This window comes from Tistrella arctica (assembly GCF_039630945.1).
GTDB lineage: Bacteria > Pseudomonadota > Alphaproteobacteria > Tistrellales > Tistrellaceae > Tistrella > Tistrella bauzanensis.
Genome location: NZ_JBBKTV010000001.1, coordinates 48,649 through 66,264, shown reverse-complemented (window position 1 = coordinate 66,264; position 17,616 = coordinate 48,649). Strand labels below are relative to the sequence as shown.

16 protein-coding genes are annotated in these 17,616 nt (G+C 70.2%); 2 read left to right on the top strand and 14 right to left on the bottom strand.

Going from position 1 to position 17,616, the window contains the following annotated elements:
• Positions 1-15: 15 nt before the first annotated feature.
• From WG924_RS00300 to WG924_RS00240, 13 genes are all read right to left on the bottom strand, one after another.
• Complete coding sequence (locus WG924_RS00300) at positions 16-3,285, bottom strand: phage tail protein (protein WP_345930831.1); 3,270 nt, start codon at positions 3,283-3,285, stop codon at positions 16-18.
• Positions 3,286-3,321: 36 nt separating this feature from the next.
• The gene (locus WG924_RS00295; RefSeq protein WP_345930830.1) at positions 3,322-4,335 is read right to left on the bottom strand and encodes a phage/gene transfer agent baseplate hub protein; all 1,014 of its coding nucleotides are present in this window, start codon (positions 4,333-4,335) and stop codon (positions 3,322-3,324) included.
• 52 nt (positions 4,336-4,387) lie between these two features.
• On the bottom strand, positions 4,388-5,023 hold the full coding sequence (locus tag WG924_RS00290) for a phage distal tail protein, Rcc01695 family (protein ID WP_345930829.1): 636 nt from the start codon (positions 5,021-5,023) through the stop codon (positions 4,388-4,390).
• A 17-nt stretch (positions 5,024-5,040) separates the two neighbouring features.
• A complete protein-coding gene (locus WG924_RS00285) occupies positions 5,041-5,271 on the bottom strand; it encodes a hypothetical protein (protein WP_345930828.1) in 231 nt (76 codons plus the stop codon).
• 41 nt (positions 5,272-5,312) lie between these two features.
• Entirely contained in the window at positions 5,313-6,212 is a 900-nt protein-coding gene (locus tag WG924_RS00280) for a hypothetical protein (RefSeq protein WP_345930827.1), read from the bottom strand.
• Between the two features lie 65 nt (positions 6,213-6,277).
• The gene (locus tag WG924_RS00275) at positions 6,278-6,706 is read right to left on the bottom strand and encodes a phage tail terminator-like protein (RefSeq protein WP_345930826.1); all 429 of its coding nucleotides are present in this window, start codon (positions 6,704-6,706) and stop codon (positions 6,278-6,280) included.
• 59 nt (positions 6,707-6,765) lie between these two features.
• Entirely contained in the window at positions 6,766-7,146 is a 381-nt protein-coding gene (locus tag WG924_RS00270) for a hypothetical protein (protein ID WP_345930825.1), read from the bottom strand.
• Complete coding sequence (locus WG924_RS00265; RefSeq protein WP_345930824.1) at positions 7,143-7,622, bottom strand: DnaT-like ssDNA-binding protein; 480 nt, start codon at positions 7,620-7,622, stop codon at positions 7,143-7,145. The genes WG924_RS00270 and WG924_RS00265 overlap by 4 nt, the downstream gene beginning before the upstream one ends.
• Before the next feature lie 31 nt (positions 7,623-7,653).
• Complete coding sequence (locus WG924_RS00260; protein ID WP_345930823.1) at positions 7,654-8,631, bottom strand: major capsid protein; 978 nt, start codon at positions 8,629-8,631, stop codon at positions 7,654-7,656.
• Positions 8,632-8,704: 73 nt separating this feature from the next.
• Complete coding sequence (locus WG924_RS00255; protein WP_345930822.1) at positions 8,705-9,331, bottom strand: hypothetical protein; 627 nt, start codon at positions 9,329-9,331, stop codon at positions 8,705-8,707.
• A gap of 22 nt (positions 9,332-9,353) precedes the next feature.
• Positions 9,354-10,769 carry a DUF4055 domain-containing protein gene (locus WG924_RS00250; protein WP_345930821.1) on the bottom strand — a complete coding sequence of 472 codons (1,416 nt, stop codon included), beginning with the start codon at positions 10,767-10,769 and terminating at the stop codon, positions 9,354-9,356.
• 16 nt (positions 10,770-10,785) lie between these two features.
• Positions 10,786-12,207, bottom strand: a complete 1,422-nt coding sequence (gene terL / locus WG924_RS00245; protein WP_345930820.1) for a phage terminase large subunit — start codon at positions 12,205-12,207, stop codon at positions 10,786-10,788.
• A gap of 187 nt (positions 12,208-12,394) precedes the next feature.
• Complete coding sequence (locus tag WG924_RS00240; protein ID WP_345930819.1) at positions 12,395-12,910, bottom strand: DinB family protein; 516 nt, start codon at positions 12,908-12,910, stop codon at positions 12,395-12,397.
• Between the two features lie 303 nt (positions 12,911-13,213).
• Between WG924_RS00240 and WG924_RS00235 the strand changes: the two genes are divergently transcribed.
• Positions 13,214-14,185, top strand: a complete 972-nt coding sequence (locus tag WG924_RS00235) for a hypothetical protein (protein ID WP_345930818.1) — start codon at positions 13,214-13,216, stop codon at positions 14,183-14,185.
• Between the two features lie 65 nt (positions 14,186-14,250).
• Here the strand turns inward: WG924_RS00235 and WG924_RS00230 are convergent, their stop codons facing one another.
• Positions 14,251-15,507 (bottom strand): threonine ammonia-lyase, encoded by a 1,257-nt coding sequence (locus WG924_RS00230; protein ID WP_345930817.1) that lies wholly within the window; start codon positions 15,505-15,507, stop codon positions 14,251-14,253.
• 245 nt (positions 15,508-15,752) lie between these two features.
• Between WG924_RS00230 and WG924_RS00225 the strand changes: the two genes are divergently transcribed.
• Positions 15,753-17,603, top strand: coding sequence for a potassium/proton antiporter (locus WG924_RS00225; protein WP_345930816.1), 1,851 nt, complete (start codon positions 15,753-15,755; stop codon positions 17,601-17,603).
• The last annotated feature ends 13 nt before the right edge of the window (positions 17,604-17,616 follow it).

The following is a 17,616-nucleotide window of genomic DNA, read 5'->3' as shown; positions in this document are numbered from 1 at the left end:
CCTTGGGGAAACGGCTTAAGGGTTGACGATCGCCGCCAGCGTCGGGCCGGGGCCGGTGGCGGCGCCGATCTGCGCCACCCTCAGTCCCAGCGTCGCCGGCTGGGTGAAGAAATCGGCGTATTGCTGCGCCGCCGAATAGCTCCAGGCCGTGGCCGCCTCCACGATCACCACCCGCCGCGCGGTGGCGGTGACCGATGCGGTCGTCAGGATCTCAAGCTGATAGCGTTCGCTGGCCTCGCTCATCGGCTCGTCGGCACCATTGGTCCAGTTGGCATGGCGGTCGGCGCGCAGCCATTCGATCCGCACCGAGCCATCGCCCTGGCGCCTGGCGGTGATGCGCGCCGGCGCGAAGGGCCGCAACCCCAGCCCCTGGATGGTGACGGCGCGCGCAGGGCCGGTGCCGCCATCGCCGCTCACCGCCCGGAACCACAGCACCCGCCCGATATCGCCCGGCGCATAGGCCAGCACCGCCAGCCGCGCCGGATCGAGCAGGGTGACCGTCTCGCCGGCGCCATGGCCCGTGACGGCAGCCTCGGTACCGCGCAGACCTCGCCACAACCGGCTGATCCGCCATATCCCGGTACTCACCCGGGTGATGGCGCCATAGGCCATGATCTCGGCACCGACCAGCGCCAGACTGCGGCCACTTTCGGCATCGGCATCGGTGATGTCGGCCGCGATCCGCCCGTCATCAACGAAATCGACGGTCAGCGTGTTGATGTCGTCGCGAAGCCATGTACTGCCGCCGGCAAGGGTCTGTTGTGCGGCCCCCTGCGCCGCCGGCGCCAGTGCGGCCACCGTCGTCCACGGCCCCGCCGTGCTCGTCGACACCTCGACCCGTGCGGCGCGCAGGCCCCCGCCACCGCCGGTCGCCAGCACCACCAGCCCCGGATCCGGTGCCGGTTCCACAATCGGCGGCAGGTCCAGCACCGTCACATCGGCCAGTCCCTGCACCGGTGCCGGCGCCGCCGTCAGGCTGGCAATCGGTGCGGCCCCCGGTCGCGCTGCCTCATACAAGGCGCCATGATCGGCCACCGCCTCGATCTCGATCAGGCCGGGGGTGCCAAAGGCCATCCGCTCGATCCGCAGCCGGCCGGGAGCCGCTGATGCCGCATCGGGCGCAAGTGCGATCACATCGCCCGGCTCCAGGGCGATATCGCCCCAGCCCAGGCGCAGCCGCCAGCGGTCACGCTCGATCAGGGCGGTATCCGCCAGGGCGCGGGCAATGCCCGTGGCCTCGGCCGCCGTCAGCACCAGCGGCAGTTCCACCGAACGGCGATCCTCGGCCCCGCCCACGGTGCGCCGCGCGCGCGCCAGCCCCGGCCGGCCATCGGCCGCGCCATCGATGAACCCCACCGCAACCTCACGCGGCATCTCGGCCTGCTGGCTGCGGTTACGTTCAACCAGCGGCGGCCGCGTCGCGCCGTCCTCATGCGCCGCCAGCCGGTCGGCCGCCACCGTCGCCGCGATCTCACCACCACGCGGCACCAGTGCCAGGCGTCCGCCACGTTCCACCGCATCCACGAAACAGGCCATCAGCAAGGGTTCGATCGCACTGCGCGCCGATCCGTTGCGTGCCACGACATAGCCCCGCAACGCCATGCCGCTCACCGCGGCAAGGTCCAGCTCGTCGGCATCGACGCCCGCCGCCGCCGCCAGATCGGCCACGGTCGCCGCCAGCTCCGCGGTCTCATCGGGCCGGGTCAGCGCCACCCAGCGGTCGACATAGGCAAAACTGCTCACCGCCTCGATCCACGGCACCGCGATCAGCGACCCGGCGCCGGTGGCAAAGCCTGCCGCCGATGCCGGCTCACCCTCAAGCGCTGCGGTCAGAACCCGGCCGTCGCGGGCGATCAGCGCCAACTGGTTGGCAAACACCACCGCCACGCTGCCATCATCGGTCTGATGCAGCCCCAGCGGTCGCAGATCCGGCCAGGGGGCCAGGGTCACGTCGCGATCGGCCACCGCGGTCACCCCGGTCAGATGACGCAACCGGTTGGCGGTCAGCAGCAGCAAGCCGGTGGCATCGCCGCGCATCAGCATGCGTTGCGGCGGCAGACCGTCCAGGATCAGCGTGGCATCGGCGCCGCCGCTCGCCTCATCCAGCGCCCAGATGCCGTTCAGCCCACCCGGACGGCCGGCCATCACCCAGATCCGGCTGCCATGGGCGGTCACGCCCCGACAGTCGCCATTCAGGCTGCCGGGCAGGCCGATCAGCCGGTGCCGGCCGGTCTCGATCTCGACGAACACGCCGGCGGATTCTGTATCGCGCGCATATATCTGCACCGGTCGGTCGGCCGCCGCCCACAGGCAGCCACGGGCGGCGGCGTTCTGGGTGATGGTCTGGGTCCAGCGCTCCTCGGGCAGCCAGCGACCGGCCACCTTGCGCTGGCGCACCACCCGCCGCACCCGGGTGACCGGGTTGCTGGCGCTGACATAACGCGACACGCTGCCGTCGGCAGCCCCGCCATCGGTCCAGAAATAGCCGGTGTCGCCAGCCGCTCCGGCGGCCGGCCCACGCATCAGATCGGCCGGCATGCCGTCGATCAGCGATGGCAGGCTGCGGCGGTCGTCACGCAGCACCGGCGTGACATGGGCCAGCGCCAGCGGATCTTCGCCCACAGCCACCGGGCTGCCGCGCACGATCTCCACCTCGATCAGCGGCACCCGGTTGCCATAATCGGCCAGCGGCAGATCCTGGAACACGATATAGGCCAGATCGCGGAAGGCCGGTGTCCGGTCCGGCCCTTCGACACTCAGGATCAGCGGGTCGGGCGTCTGGCTGGCCGTGCCGCGATGCAGGCGGAAATAGCGGCCGGGGGCGGCGGATGCGGCGATGCCGTCCAGCCCCGCCGCCGGATCGGCCGACCAGATCAGGATCTCATCCGCCCAGATCCGCCGCACGCCCAGGATCGGTCCCTGTGCCAGACCGATGGCAAAGCTGGCGGTATAGTCGTATTCGACCCGCCCCGCCGACAGCAGCCGCCCGGCGCCCAGCAGACCCAGCAACCCGCCGCCGCTCGCGGTTTCCGATGCCACCACCCGCCGGGTTTCGGTGATCGGGCGTGCCCAGATGATGTTGCCGGCCAGGCGCACCGTGCCATAAACCCGCGGAATGGCGCGGCCATGGCCGGCGGTCTGCACCGCCAGATCCGACAGCCGTGGCCCCTCGCGCGGCTCGAAACCGCCGGTCGCGGCGCGCCGGATCAGCGTCGCCGCGGCATCGCCAAGGCCGCCCGCGGGCAGAAGCCCGCGGATCAGCGAGGTCAGGAAGAAACCGGTCATGATCAGGCGCCCTAGAGTGGTGACAACAAGACCCGGTCAGGTGCGGGTGACGGCGCCGGGGTCGGGAACGAAGGGAAAGCCGCGGAAATTCAGGGTGTTGCGAAACCGCCCGGCGCAGGTCTCGATCCGGCGGTCACAGCCGACCCGCAGGCGATAGGCCGTGCCCGGCGGCGGCGGCTCGGGCAGCGGCCGTGCCGGCACGATCATGCCGGCGCCACCCTGCGCCACATCGCCTTCAACCCCCGCCATCACGCCCGACAGGATGGTCAGCCGGCCGCCATCGAACCAGCCGGCCGGCTCGTCGCGCGACGGATCGGTCAGAAACAGCGCATCGCCGGTGGCGACCACGCCCTCGACCTCGTATGCCGGCCCGATCACCCAGGTCACGCTCCCATCGCCCAGACTGGCGCCCAGGATGGCGGTCCAGGCCGGCGCCACGGCACCGGTGGTGCCCGCCATCTGCGCCACGGCACGCCGGGCGGGTCCGCCCGCCGGCATCACCGCCACCGCATCGCCCGCGGCCTTTGCGGTCAGCGGTGCCCAGGCCGGACCATCAATCGCCACACCACAGCGGCGATCGGCGAAATCGGCATCGCAATCGGGGCCATAAGCGGTACCGATCCCCTGCATCAACCGCTGCGACAGCCCGCGCAACTCGGCGCGCCAGCGGCTGCCGGTGACCGTGATCTCACCCATCCGGCCCCGTGCCAGCAGCAGGCGCCCGGCCTCAGGCGCCGACCAGTCGGCCAGCGCCACCTCGACCACCGCGTCATCGAAACCGCCACGGGCAATGGCCGCCGCGGACAATGCCGTCTCGTCCAGATAGCCGCTCACATCCAGCCCGTCGACATCCAGGCCCAGCCGGGCGTCCACGGCGCCCGGCACCATGCCGCCGCGGGCCAGATAGGTGGTGCCCTCCACCACCAGATCGCGGTCGTGATCGGTCAGGCCGATCACCACGCCGTCCTGGCGTTCAACCCGCCACAACCGCGCGAATGTGGTCAGGGGCCGGGCGAGTGCGGCACCCAGCCCCGCAGGCAGGCTGCGCATGACAATGTCCTCCATGAAGGGCGTGGATCAGGGACCAGGCCGGGCGGAATGCCTACAACCGTATTTCGACCAGCGGCACGGATCGCACCGCACCGATGCCGTAATCCTCGATCGTCGCCGGCAGATGATCGGTGTCGAAGCGCACCGGCACGTCGAAGGCGAAGCCGGCGGTCAGCACCGCCCCCGCCAGCGGTGCCGCCGGGAAGCTCACCATGCCGGTGGTGGTATCCGCCGAAAACGCGCCGGCCTCGGCCTCGATACCGTCGATCGCCACCCGCACCGAGCCTGCGACCGGCTTCACGATCCGGCGATCGACATGCAGCGGCGGGGTTTCATAGCGCTTGATCAGCGCGAAGGTCGTCTGACTGCCGGTGCCTGTGCCGAGCGGCTGGTCCAGCGCCGTCGGCGCGGCATTACCGGCGGCACTGGTCCAGTCGGTCCAGTCCTTGAAGCGGAAACCGCAGGCGCGCCCGCGCCGGGCACGGAAGAAGGCGATCAGCCGCGACAACTGGTCCATGCCGCGCACGCCCATGGCGATGTCATAGCGGGCCCGCGCCTCGGCCCAGTCGGCATTGCGCCGTTCGTGGCCGGATGCCAGCACCACGACATCGGTCGAGAACACCGGCCCGCCCGTGGACCCGAAGGCGATATCATCGGGCAGGCGGATATCGTGAAACGCGTCGAGCATCGGTCAGGACTCTCTGGTCAGCCATTGCGCCGCCGGGCGCGTTCCACGGCATCGGCCGCATCGCGATCGGCCCAGGCCCTGCCGATCGGCAGCCCGCCCGATGTCGTCTGCGGCGCATGGCCATCATGGCCGGACCGCCCCGCCAGTGCGCTTGCCGCGCCGGCGGGCGGGGTCAGCGCCGGGCCCGACGGCATCAGGCGCCGCCTGTCCATCCGGTCGTCGCCGGCGTCGTTCAGACGCTCCTCCATTGTTCCGTCTCCTTTATCCTTGTATCGGGTGATGTGGCGGGTCAGGCGGCGTCGCGATGCACCACGATCGCGGGCGCCCCGGCTGTGGCACCGCAGGTCATCGTCAGCCGCAGGGCCGGCACGCCCGCGCCGCCATCGGCCGGCGCATGCAGCCGGCTGGCTGTGACCAGCGCACCGGCCAGGACGATCCGCCGGCTGGTGCCGGGCGCCGCCCCCTCCAGCGTCAGGGCCAGCCGCAGCGGCGCGCCGGGCGGCAGCCGGGCCGCCAGACCGGCGGCCTCCACCCCCAGATCGATCCGGGCACCGATGGCCAGACCGCCCGCGATCACACTGCCCGGTTCCAACGGATCGGGGCTCTGGTGCAGATACAGCCGCGCCTCGATATCGATCCGGCATGCCGTCACCCAGGCCAAGGGCTGGTCGTCGATCGACAGCCGGGCCGCAGCACCACGGAACCCGCCACCGGCGACGGCGATATCGGCGGCGATGCTGCCGGGCCCGGTTGCCGCACCGCGCAGCAACAAGTCCAGTACCGGCATGCGGTCGTGATCCACCACCACCGACAGCCGCGCGATGCGTGCGGCTGGAACCGCCGTGGCGGTGGTGCCGGATGCCGCCTGCACCACCACGTCATGGCGGCCGGCATCGGCGCCGGCCATCATCTGCCAGCCACCCCCGCCATCGGGCTGCCAGCCGCCGCCCAGCACCGATGCCATCAATGCATCGAACAGCCCGGCCTGTGCCCGCAGGCTCAGGCCGATCTCGGGCAGCGCCGGCCCGGCGGCCAACGCCATGCCATTGCGGTCTCCGGGGCGGCCGGTCAGTGCCGCCGCGCGGGCCAGCCCGAACCGCAGGCTGGTCACCTGTGGGGCCAGCACCGGTCCCGGGGCATCATGCGGGGCGATCTGCACCGTCATCGGTGCGACCGAGCGGATGATCATGGCGATGTCCTCTCGTGAATGACAGTCATGGTCTTTCCGGCAGGCCGTGGTTTTCCGGCACGTGATCAGGAACCGGTGACCTGCCATGGTACCGCCAGATCCAGCAGGGCCATCTCGCGCGCCACCACCAGGGCGGCGCGCTCGAACCCGGTCACTTCCACCAGCACGCCCGCGCCGGCATCGACGACCAGTCCGGGCGGAAATGCCTGCAACACCACATCGGCCGCGGCTTCGATCGCCGCCACGCCCGTGCCACCGGGCGCATGTGCCTCGATCACATACCGCCCGCGCAGCACCGCGCCGCCGCCAAGGCTGGCGATGGCCGCCACGGCCTCGCCGCTGTGCGGCACCAGCCAGGCGCCGGCAGCCGGCGGCGGGCCGCCTCGGGTGTTCGGCCAGCGCACCGGCACCGATGCGGCCTCGGCCATCAGGTTCAGCCGCGCGTCCAGCGCCGCGCGCAGCCGCGCCTGAACATCACCAGCAAGCGATGCCATCGTCCTTAAATCCTTCTTTTTGTCAGGTGTGGCCGTCTGTCGGTCTTAGGCGGCAGCGTTCAGGGTGCCCGCAGCAGCAGCCGCCACAGATCCAGCACCGGCACCGGGCGCAAGGCCTCGTCGATCCGCCAGTCGGCGGTATCGATCACCAGAATGTCCCCGGGTGCCGGCGTCACCCCCAGCCCCTCCACCATCGCCGGCCGCCGTGGCGGCCGGTCGGTGGCAAGGTCGGGCGCGATGCCGGCGGCAACCGGGTCGCGGCCCCAGATCAGCCGGCCGGTGGCCAGCGTCACGCGTGCCTCGCTGGTGATGCCGGTTTCGGGGTCGAAGGCCGCACTGGTGCGGTCCAGCCGGCAGGGCTGGGCCAGCCCGCCCGCCCCCGCCAGCCCCAGCAGATCACCCAGCATGCGCCCCAGCGTTCTGTCGAGGCCGCCGCTCATGTCCGCACCAGCGGGCGGCGGTGGCGCGGCGGCGCCAGCGGTGCCAGCAGCCGTGCGGCCAGCGCCAGGGCGCCGCCGGTGCCGGCGGGCGCCCCGGCGCCACCGGCCTCGCCATAGTCGATCGCCACATCGCCCAGGGTCAGCCGCCGGGCGGCGGGGCCGGCGGCCTGTTCGGCCAATGGCCGATCCAGCGCCGCCAGCGCCAGTTCAACGCAGGCCCGCGCCACCACCGGCGGCACCGCCACACCATCCAGGCACATGCGGGTATCGATGCGCGGCCAGGCCAGCGGCTGGCCGGCATCGGCTGGTCGCCCCACGAAATCATGGAAGGCGTCGATATGGCTGGTGGCCTCGATCAAGGCCGCCATACGGGCGGCTTCGGTCGCCGTGGCCCAGGCGGTGCGTCCGCGTGCCGCGTGATGGGCATCGGCAAAGGCCAGATCCGCATAGCTGTCGACACCGATGGTGATAGTCATGGCGACAGACCCTCCTCTCGCGTCAGGCCCCTCAGGCCACCGTCAGCCGCACGCCGGCCATCCCCTTCGGGTCGGCGGCGACGGCATCCCAGTTGGCGGCGGTGGCGATGGCGGCGTCGGTGGGGTTGATCCCGCCGCCCGCGACATCCCAGGCAAAGCCTCGCACACGGATGTTGAAGGCGTATTCGCCCTGGATGCGCATGACCAGATTCTCAAGACCGGTCACCACATCCGACACGATCGAGCGTTCCTCGCTCTCGGCCACCTCGACCGCGTCCTCCACCAGCCCCAGCACGCGATATTTGTTCGGGCTGCCGGCCACCATCAGCGCCGGGCTGTCGATCACCACGGTCGGCCGGCCGAAGGTGGCGACGGTGCCCTGATAGATCGTCACCCCCGCCACTTCGAACACCTTGTCGGCGATGCTCTGGGCCATCAGGTCGTAATAGGGTTTGGAGTGCATCACGAAGCACGACAGCCGACCGCCGGCATCGCCCAGCTTCGCCATCGCCCGCACCAGCGCGCCATGGGCAAGGCCGGGTTCGGTCTCGGCCGAGATGTCCAGCGTCAGCCCCGCCTGTCCGCCGATCGCGGTCGATGCGGCACGCAATGCCGTGTCGACATAATCCACCGCCACGGCCTTGCCGATCTGCCGTCCCAGCAGGAACGACATCTCGCCGGGGTCACGACCCAGCTTGCGCAGGCTGTCCAGCGTGTTGGCCACCGGCCCGATCCGGCGGTTGACCTTGATGCCGATGGTTTCGGCCTGGGTCAGCGGCGTATCGCCGACACCGGTCACGGCGTTGATGTCGCGGCGGGTGACCAGGGCCGCCACACGGGCGATGAAGCTTTCGGCCGCATAATGGCCACGGCGGCGTTCCGGCACCAGCCGGATGGCACCGGCCGATGCGGCGTTGAACGCCTCGGCATTCTGTTCCACCACTTCCACCATCCCGCCGAAGAATTCTTCGGGGGCGATGCGGAAATCCTGTTGGGTTCCGATGGTCATCGGATCTGTTCCTCATGCTTTGAAGGGGTGTCGTCACGGTCGGCGCCGTCACGGGGGACGGCCGCCGGCAGGCTTAAGGGTCGAGGTCCAGATAGGCGCCGCGGCCATGCTCACGGATGAAGCGGGCACGCTCGGCCGGCCCGCCCAGATCGGCGCGCCGGCGGCGGCGTGGTGCGCCGGTCATATCCGGCCGGGCGCCGCCGCCATGGCTGTCGGGGGCCGCCAGATAGGCGGCGCCATCGCCGGCGGCCCAGTCGGTGATGAAATCGGCCAGCGGCCGGTTGCTGCCATCGGGCAGCCGCGCGGTCAGGCCGCGCGCCGTGCCCTCGCCGGTCACGGCCATCATCGGCCGCAGCAGGGCGGCGGCACCGGCCACCAGCGCCGGTGCCACGCCTGCCCGCGACAGGGCGGAAGCCAGCCCCTGATCGATCAGCATCTGCGACAGACTGCCGCGTTCCCGCTCAAGTTCGGCGGTGATCGCCGCCAGTTCGGCACGGTGGCGGCGGTCCAGCCGGGCACGCAGGGCGGCCAGGGCCGCTGCATCCTCGCCCATGTCCTCGCCATTCTCGGCGGCAGGCGCCACAGATGCCGGTACCAGGGGTGTGGCAGGTGCCACGCCCGCAGATGCCACGGTCGCAGATGCCGTTGCGGCCGGCGGGCCATCGCCCGCGGGCCGGGTTTCGTCCGCTCGTGCGGTCATGTCGGTGTCCTCTTCATCTCGGTCAGTCGGCCGTTCCGGCCGGCAGGATTTCGCCGCGCATCAGCGACCGGCGCAGTTCGCCATGGCCGATCGCGCCCTTCTGCCAGGCTTCGACCAGGGCGTTCAGGTCTTCGGCCGCCATCGGCTGCGGCCAATAATCGGTGTTCAGGGTCACGCGCGTGGTGGGTATGGCGCGCGCCGGCAGGGCCGCATCGATGCCCAGCCAGATCGCCGCGAAATCCAGCGCCCGGCCCAGACCGTCGCCGGCGGCCTGCGCCAGCGCCGCCAGGGCGGAATTCTCGCCCTGGCGGTGGATGCCGGCGGTCAGCGCCGCTTCGGCGACCTTCTTCTCCGGCGCCAGCATCCGGGCGCCGAGGGCGGCCATCTGGGCTTCCTTGCGGTCCAGCAGCCGTTCCAGAACCCCCAGCCCCTCACCGCGGAATTCCAGAAAGAACGCTTTGGCTTCAGGGGCTTCCAGCACCCAGGCCTCTCCCGCCCCCACCGCCAGCGGCATCAGGTCGTCCAGCCGCTGGCCGGTGATCACGGCGGTCGGCAGGCCGGTGTAATGGGCGCCATGTTCCAGATCGGCACTGGTCCGGTAATGCGACAGGTTCACCTCCACCAGATCCAGCAGCGGTGGGCGGGCGACGTCGATGCCGGGGCCGCGCGGGCCGATGCACACGAACGGGATGCGGGTCATCGGCCGGCCATTGGCGCGCGGCTCGATTTCGGCCACCAGCGTGAAGCGGTCCGATGCGCCGCGCGCCCAGATCCGCTGGCGATAGATGCCGTCGGGGTCCAGGTCCAGGCTGCGCCGGCGCATCACCCCGGTTTCGTCCGCGCCCTCGTCCAGCAGCACATGTGCCAGAACCGGCCCGCCCCCCGACAGGCCCCCCCCCGACAGGGCCTCCACGCCGGCGCGCATCAGCCGCCAGTCCAGGATCACCTCTGCCGGATAGGCCGCCAGATACGGCAGCCTGCCGGCCTGAACGGCGGCGGCACGGGTGGCCGGCGCCACCTCGCCGGCGGGCGGATAATCGACCAGCAGGCCCACCCGGCCGGTGGTCAGCAGTTCCGCCACCACATGTTCGGCCAGCCGGCGAAAGCCGTCGCCCAGGCCGGTCGGGTCGGCGATCACCGGGCTCAGGCCCGGATGCGCCGCGATCTCAGGCGGTTTGCGGAACACCATGCCGCTCAGGCCGTCAATGGTGCGGGCGGTGGCGTTATAGAACAGCGCCCGGTCGCGATAGGCGCGATAGGCGGTGTCGCTCTGGCCGTCCAGCCGGGGCAGATAGCGTTCGGCGGCGGCATGCACCGCCTCCTGTCCCGCGGCGACATCGCGGCACCGCATCCAGCCGGCGGCGCGCGCGGCATGGCCTGGATGCACGCGATCGACCGCGCCCGGCGGTGCCGCCGGGTCGGGAATGCTCAGGGTCATGGGGTTGGGTATCCGTCTACAGACCGCCCAGCTTCAGTTTCGCGATGCGGCCACGCTCGGTGTCCAGCCACGACAGCAACTGGCTCAGGGCGTCGACCTGATCGTCATGGGCGGTGTTGGGGAAAATGGTCAGTTCGGCGACGAAATCGGCAACCCAGGGGGCGCCGGCGGCCAGCGTCACCTGGCCCGATTCCAGCCGTGGCGTCGTCACCGCCAGCCGCGTCAGTTTGTCCGCTGCGGGCCGCACCGCCACCACCGGCAGCCGCCGGCCCGCGCCGCGCAGATCCTGGATCAGCGACTGGCCCGATGCCCGGTCCTCGATCAGGACGACAGTCGGCCGCCACCGCTCCGCCAGCGCCAGGGCCTGCCGGCGCAGCTCGGGATATTCCACCCGCGCGCGCCAGACATCGGCCACATGCAGGCCATCATCATGTTCATACACCGTCAGGCAGACGCTGGGATCGTTCAGCGCATCCGCCTTATAAGCGGTGTCCCAGCTCTGCAGCACCCGCCGGATGCGGCGCTCCGTGGGCCAGGGCGCCACCGGCAGCCATGCGGCCTTCACCATCCCGCCGGCGGCGGGCGCCGGCCGTTGCTGGTATTGGGCCGCATAGCCCGCCTCGCCAAGGTCGCGGCGGGTGCGGGCCAGGTCGTCGCGATCCTCGCGGGCCGCGTGCAGCGGCTCGCCGGGCTGGCGGTGGATGATCAGGCTCTGCGTCACGAACCGTTCCGGCCGTTCGGCCTCGGCGGTCAGGCGCAGATGCGTCCAGCCGCCGCGGTCCAGCAGATGGCCGCTCAGATCCCGGTCGTGCAGGCGCTGCATCACCACGATGATCGCGCCGCGCCGCTTGTCGTTCAGGCGGGTGGACAGGGTCTGGTCGAACCAGGTCAGCGCCGCCTCGCGCAGCGCCGCCGACCCTGCCCGGCGCGGATCGTGCGGATCGTCGACGATCAGCAGGTCGCCGCCATCGCCGGTCAGTGATCCACCGATCGACGTGGCAAAGCGAAAGCCGTTGGCGGTGGTGGAAAACCGCAGCGCGCGATCGCGCCCCCGCATGATCCGGGTGCCCGGATACCGCGCCCGGTACCACGCGCTGCCCATCACCTGGCGGGTGTCCAGCGAATGCCGCCGCGCCAGTTCCAGGGCATAGGACGCGACGATGATCCGTCGCGTCGGATCCCGGGCCAGCAGCCAGGCCGGAAATGCCACCGACACCGTCAGCGACTTCATATAGCGGGGCGGCATGTTGATGATCAGGCGGGTGATCTCGCCCCGCTCGACCGCCTCCAGATGGTCGGCGATCAGATCGATATGCCAGTTGGGCAGAAAGCGCGCGCCGGGATCGACGGTCCCGAAACAGTCGGCAATGAAGCGGTACAGATCGTCGTCGAACACGAATCGGCCGGCATGGGATGCCGGCGGCTCGTGTCCGGTCACGCAGGCGCCTCCCGCGCCGGCGGGGCCGGATGGGTGGTGTCAACCATGATCAGTCCTCACAAGGGATCAATTGAGCAAGGACGGCGGGCTCCTGGGCCAATCGGCTGCGAAACTCGCCATCATGGATAAAAACCTACAGGATATTCGGCGAATGGTTGCATATATAAATGTTGCAACACCCATTCGGTCACTCAGCCACCGACAGCCCGTGCACGCGCTGGAAGATCAGGAAATCCAGCGGCGGCGGCGGCACCTCGGTCTGGGTCAGCATGTCATGGGCCTGGCCGCGATGATGGGTCTGGTGGTTGAACCAGTGGCCCAGGAACAGCCCAAGATCGTCGGCAAAGGCGTCGCCGCGGGTGGTGGTATATCGGAACGGCGTGGTGAAACGGGCTGCCGGCAGGGCCGCCACGGTGCCCAGGATCCGCTGATCCAGCCCCATGCGCACGCTGCGCAGTTCATTGAAATGGGGCCAGGGCTGGGCGCTCAGCGGCCGGTCCGGTGCCTGCGTCTGGTTGAGACGCGACAGAAACAGCTCGTCGACGACCACCATATGGTTCATCACCCCCATCAGGCTGCCGAAAAAGGCCGCGCGCGGGCGCTCGAACTCGGTGGACGACAGCCGCGCCACGGCATCATACAGCCGCAGATTGGCCCAGGCGTTATAGCGGGCGAGGATGCCGAAATAGGCGGGCATATCCATGAACAGGCAACTCCAAACAGTGGGATCACATGATCGCGATGCCGCCATCATGAACCCTGGACGGGTGCGGGGATATGGCGGGCTCGGTGAAAAATGCTGATGTCATGCCCGCGTAAAGATAAATCCACACAAAATTATATCGCAAAAATAGCATACCTGAGAAGGTATTTGCCTTATCGAGCGCATTCCGCATACTCAGGCCGTTCATGCAGGCACGGAGGCACGCGGATGTGGCGGGTGATCGACATCCTGATCCAGAGGTTCATCTGCCGATCCGGGCCATGCCTGCCCCGTGGTCGGCGGATGGCGCCGCACCGCGGCACCATCATCCTCGCGGGCATCGCCGCCGCCGCCGTACTCGCCGGCTGTATGGCCGCACCGCCCGCCATGCCGGCCGGCCCCAGCCCGCTGGTCGATCGTGCCGCCCAGTGGCAGGGCATTGCCGAGGATGCGGCGGGCGGCATCGTCCCGGGCCTGCCACCCGGCAGCCGGATCGTCATCGCAAGGCCGGCCCGGCGCAGCGCCTTCGCCAGCCGCTTCCCCGATCTGCTGGCGGCCGCCCTGATCCGCCGCGGCTTCGTCGTCTGGTCGGAAACCGCGGTCGAGGCGCGGATGACCGTCCTGCCGGCAAGGTCACAGACGGCTGGCGCGCCGGCGCTGGACATCATGACGTCACCCGATCTGCCCATCGCCACCCTCAGGCTCGAAACCGACATCGCGGCCATCGGCCACGATGCCGATCAGACCCGCAGCCTGCTGGAACAGGGCCACTACACCCTGCTCGCCAGCGGCGTCTATCTCATCGAGCGCGCGAACCGCAAGGGCATGAATCTGGCGGCCAGTCCCGGCTGGCTGATCGGCGCCGGCATCGCCGCCGACCTTGCCGCATGGATGGACCAGCCCACGCCGTCCACGGAACTCGTGCTGGGCCTGCGGGTGCTCGATGGCGCGCGCTATGTCACGGCCGCCGACCGGGTCTATCTGATCCGCGACGGCGATCGCGGGGTCTATGTCGGTGGCACGCGTCGCTCGCCCGACACCATCACCGTGCTCTATGACCCGCGCGGCGACGCGCTGGCCGATGCCCGCGATGCCGCCCGCCGCCATTGCGCCCAGACCGCGCGTCAGCCGATGCTGGCCGCGCGCTGGGCGCCCCAACCCGACCTGCCGGATGATCCGCTCGATCTGGCAACGGCGGTGCTGCTCGACGATGGCGGCAGCCAGCCCCGCCATGGTGCGCGCTTCGATTGCGTCTCGGGCGAGGACCGGTTCTGAGGCGCCAGCCCACAGATGATCAGATCGACGTCCGCCGGTGGTCAGATCGACGTCCGTCGGGGTGGTCAGACCGGCTCGTCCAGCGCCGCCTGCGCCACGGTCAGGGCGGCGGCGAAGGTCTCGGGGTCGACATTGCCACCGGTCAGCACCACCATCACCGACCGGCCGCGCACCGGCACCCGGCCCGACAGCACCGCCGCCAGCGCCGCCGCCCCGCCCGGTTCCACCACCAGCTTGAAGCGCGCGAAGGCATACAGCATGGCATGGGCGATATCGGCATCGGTCACCGCCACCGCCGCATCGACGACCTGGGCGTTGATCGCATAGGTCAGCGCGCCGGGAATCGGTGTGGCCAGGGCATCGCAGATCGTGCGGATGCCGGGCGGATTGGGCAGGCGGCGGCCTTCGGCGATCGATCTGGCGGTGTCGTCATGGCCAGCCGGCTCAACGATCACCAGCGCCGGCCGATCGGGCATGGCCTGCAGACACAGCCCCGTGCCGGCAGCCAGCCCGCCACCGCCACACGGCACCACAACCACATCGGGGCGCTGGCCGATGCTTTCGGCCTGATCCAGCATCTCGACCGCGATCGATCCCTGACCGGCGATCACGTCGCGATCGTCATAGGCCGACACCACCGTCATGCCGCGCTCGGCACCGATCCGGCGGGTGATCGCCACCCGGTCGTCGCGCGCCCGGTCATAGAACACGATCTCGCCACCATAGGCGGCGACACCCTCGATCTTGGTGCGCGGCGCATCCGCCGGCATCACGATCACCGCCGGCGCACCGAATTCCCGCGCCGCGGCCGCCAGCCCCTGGGCATGATTGCCTGACGAATAGCCAACCACGCCACGGGCGCGCAAGTCCGGCGACATCAGCTCCAGCCGATTATAGGCGCCGCGATATTTGAACGAGCCGGTGTGCTGCAACACCTCGGCCTTCACCAGCAGCCGCCCGCCCAACTCGTCATCCACACGGGCGGAGCGCAGCAACGGCGTCTCGATCATCGATGACCGCTGCCGGATCCAGGTCCGGCGCAGCACCGCCAATGTCGGCCAGTTCGATGCCTGGATCTGCTGCACCGTCGGTCGGGCACGGGGCGGCAACGCCACCGTGCCGGCGCGGCCGGCATCCACCGGCGGCAGGCTCGTCGCATCATCGGCGACCGTGGCCCAGCCATCGGCGCGCCGGGTCAACGGCATGCCGGCACCGGCGCGGGCGGCGGCGCTCAGCGGCCGGGCTGCCGGTTTCGGCCCCGGCGCATAGGCGGTCACAGGGTCGGCTGTCGGTGGCGTCGGACGATCGGGATCGAAGGGCATGATGCTGCAAGCCTGCCGGAATGAAGGCGGAAATCAAAGCCCGGCCGGGCCTGCTTCCGCGACCTGTCCGCCTGATATACCACCACTGTCGCCCAACTGGAAACGGCACCGGTGTGGCGCGGTACGCAAGGGTCCACCGAAAAAAGCTCACACCTCACGTTTTCCCCCGCCACTATAACCGATAAGAGCAGGTCGGGCCGCGCACGCCATCGCCGCCGTTCAGAAACGAGGGTTCGCACGACACCATGGATCTCGCCAACCAGCTGATATTCGTGGGCGCGGCCCTGGTTCTGATCAGCATCGGCGCCAGCCTGATCTCGTCGCGCTTCGGCATGCCGCTGCTGCTGGTGTTCCTGCTGCTGGGGCTGGCGGCGGGCCCTGAGGGCATCGGCGGCATCATTTTCGCCGACATCAATTCGGCGGCATTGATCGGTTCGCTGTCACTCGCCGTCATCCTGTTCGATGGCGGGCTGAAGACCAAGGGCGAGAATTTCCGCGTGGCGCTGTGGCCGGCCACGGCGCTGGCCACCGTCGGCGTGCTGATCACCGCCGGCCTCACCGGCCTGATCGGCTGGCTGCTGTTCGACCAGTTGGGTCTGATGGCCGGCCTGCTGCTGGGGGCCATTCTCAGCCCCACCGATGCCGCGGCCGTGTTCTTCCTGCTGGGCAATCGCGGTCTGGTGCTGAAGGAACGGGTCGGCGCGACGCTGGAAATCGAAAGCGGCAGCAACGACCCGATGGCGGTCTTCCTCACCATCGGACTGGTCGAGATCCTGACCGCGAACATGGCCGGCGGCAGCGGCCACAGCATCGGCACCGCGGAACTCGCCGGCATCTTCCTGTTGCAGATGGGCCTGGGCGCCGGCTTCGGGCTGGGTGCCGGCCATGTTCTGGCGCTGGCCATCAACCGCCTGCGTCTTGCAACCGGGCTCTACCCGCTGCTGGCGCTGGCCGGCGCCCTGTTCACTTTCGGCATCACCGCGGTGCTGGGCGGCAGCGGCTTCCTCGCGGTCTATCTGATGGGGCTGATGCTGGGCAACCGCAAGCTGCAGGGTTTCCACAACATCATGCGCTTCCACGACGGCCTCACCTGGCTGGCGCAGATCGTGATGTTCCTGATGCTGGGCCTGATGGTGCTGCCATCGGGATTGATCGCGATCGCGCCACTGGCTCTGGTTCTGGCGGCGCTGCTGATGCTGGTGGTGCGGCCGATCGCGGTCTGGGTGTCGCTGCTGCCCTTCGGCTTCTCCAAGGCGGAGCAGGCCTTCATTTCGTGGGTGGGCTTGCGCGGTGCGGTGCCGATGGTGCTGGCGCTGTTCCCGACGGCGGCGGGGCTTCAGGTCGGGCCGCTCTATTTCGGCATCGCCTTCTGGGTGGTGGTGGCGTCCCTCACCATTCAGGGCTGGACGATCACCCCGCTCGCCCGCTGGCTGAAGCTGGAGATCCCGTCGAAATCCGGCCCGATCGACCGTATCGAGATTTCCCTGCCCGAACTGCCCGATCACGAGATCGTCGGCTATGCCATCGACCATGACAGTGGCCTGGTCGATCGCAGCCCGCGCCTGCCGCCCTGGGCGCAGCCCCTGCTGCTGGTGCGCAACAAGGCGCTGGTCGCCCCGGCGCCGGGCTTCCGGCTGGCGGTGGGCGATACGCTCTATCTGCTGGCGCCGCCCTGGAAACTGCCCGATCTGGATGCGGTGTTCGGCGGCCGGCCGGCCGAGGACGCGGCCTTCTTCGGCGCCTTCACCCTGAATGGCGAGGCGCGGCTGGCGGGGCTGGGCGATGTTTACGGCGTACCGGTGCCGGCCGATGCGCTGAAGGATACCCTGGCGGGGTACATCGATCGCCAGTTCAATCGGTCGGCCGTGGTCGGCGACGTCGTGTTCCTCGGCAATGTCGCGCTGATTGTGCGGGAACGCGATGCCGAGGGCCATGTCACAAAGGTCGGCCTCGACCTCGACGGGTTGAAGCGGCGTGCGCCCAAGGTGCCGTTCCTGCCCGACCTGCAAACCCTGATCAGGACGGCGCGGCGCATCACCCGCCGCCGACGGCCGGGGGCGTCGACCGAAGGCCACGACGACGACGCCCCGTCTTGAAGGGTTCCGTGTT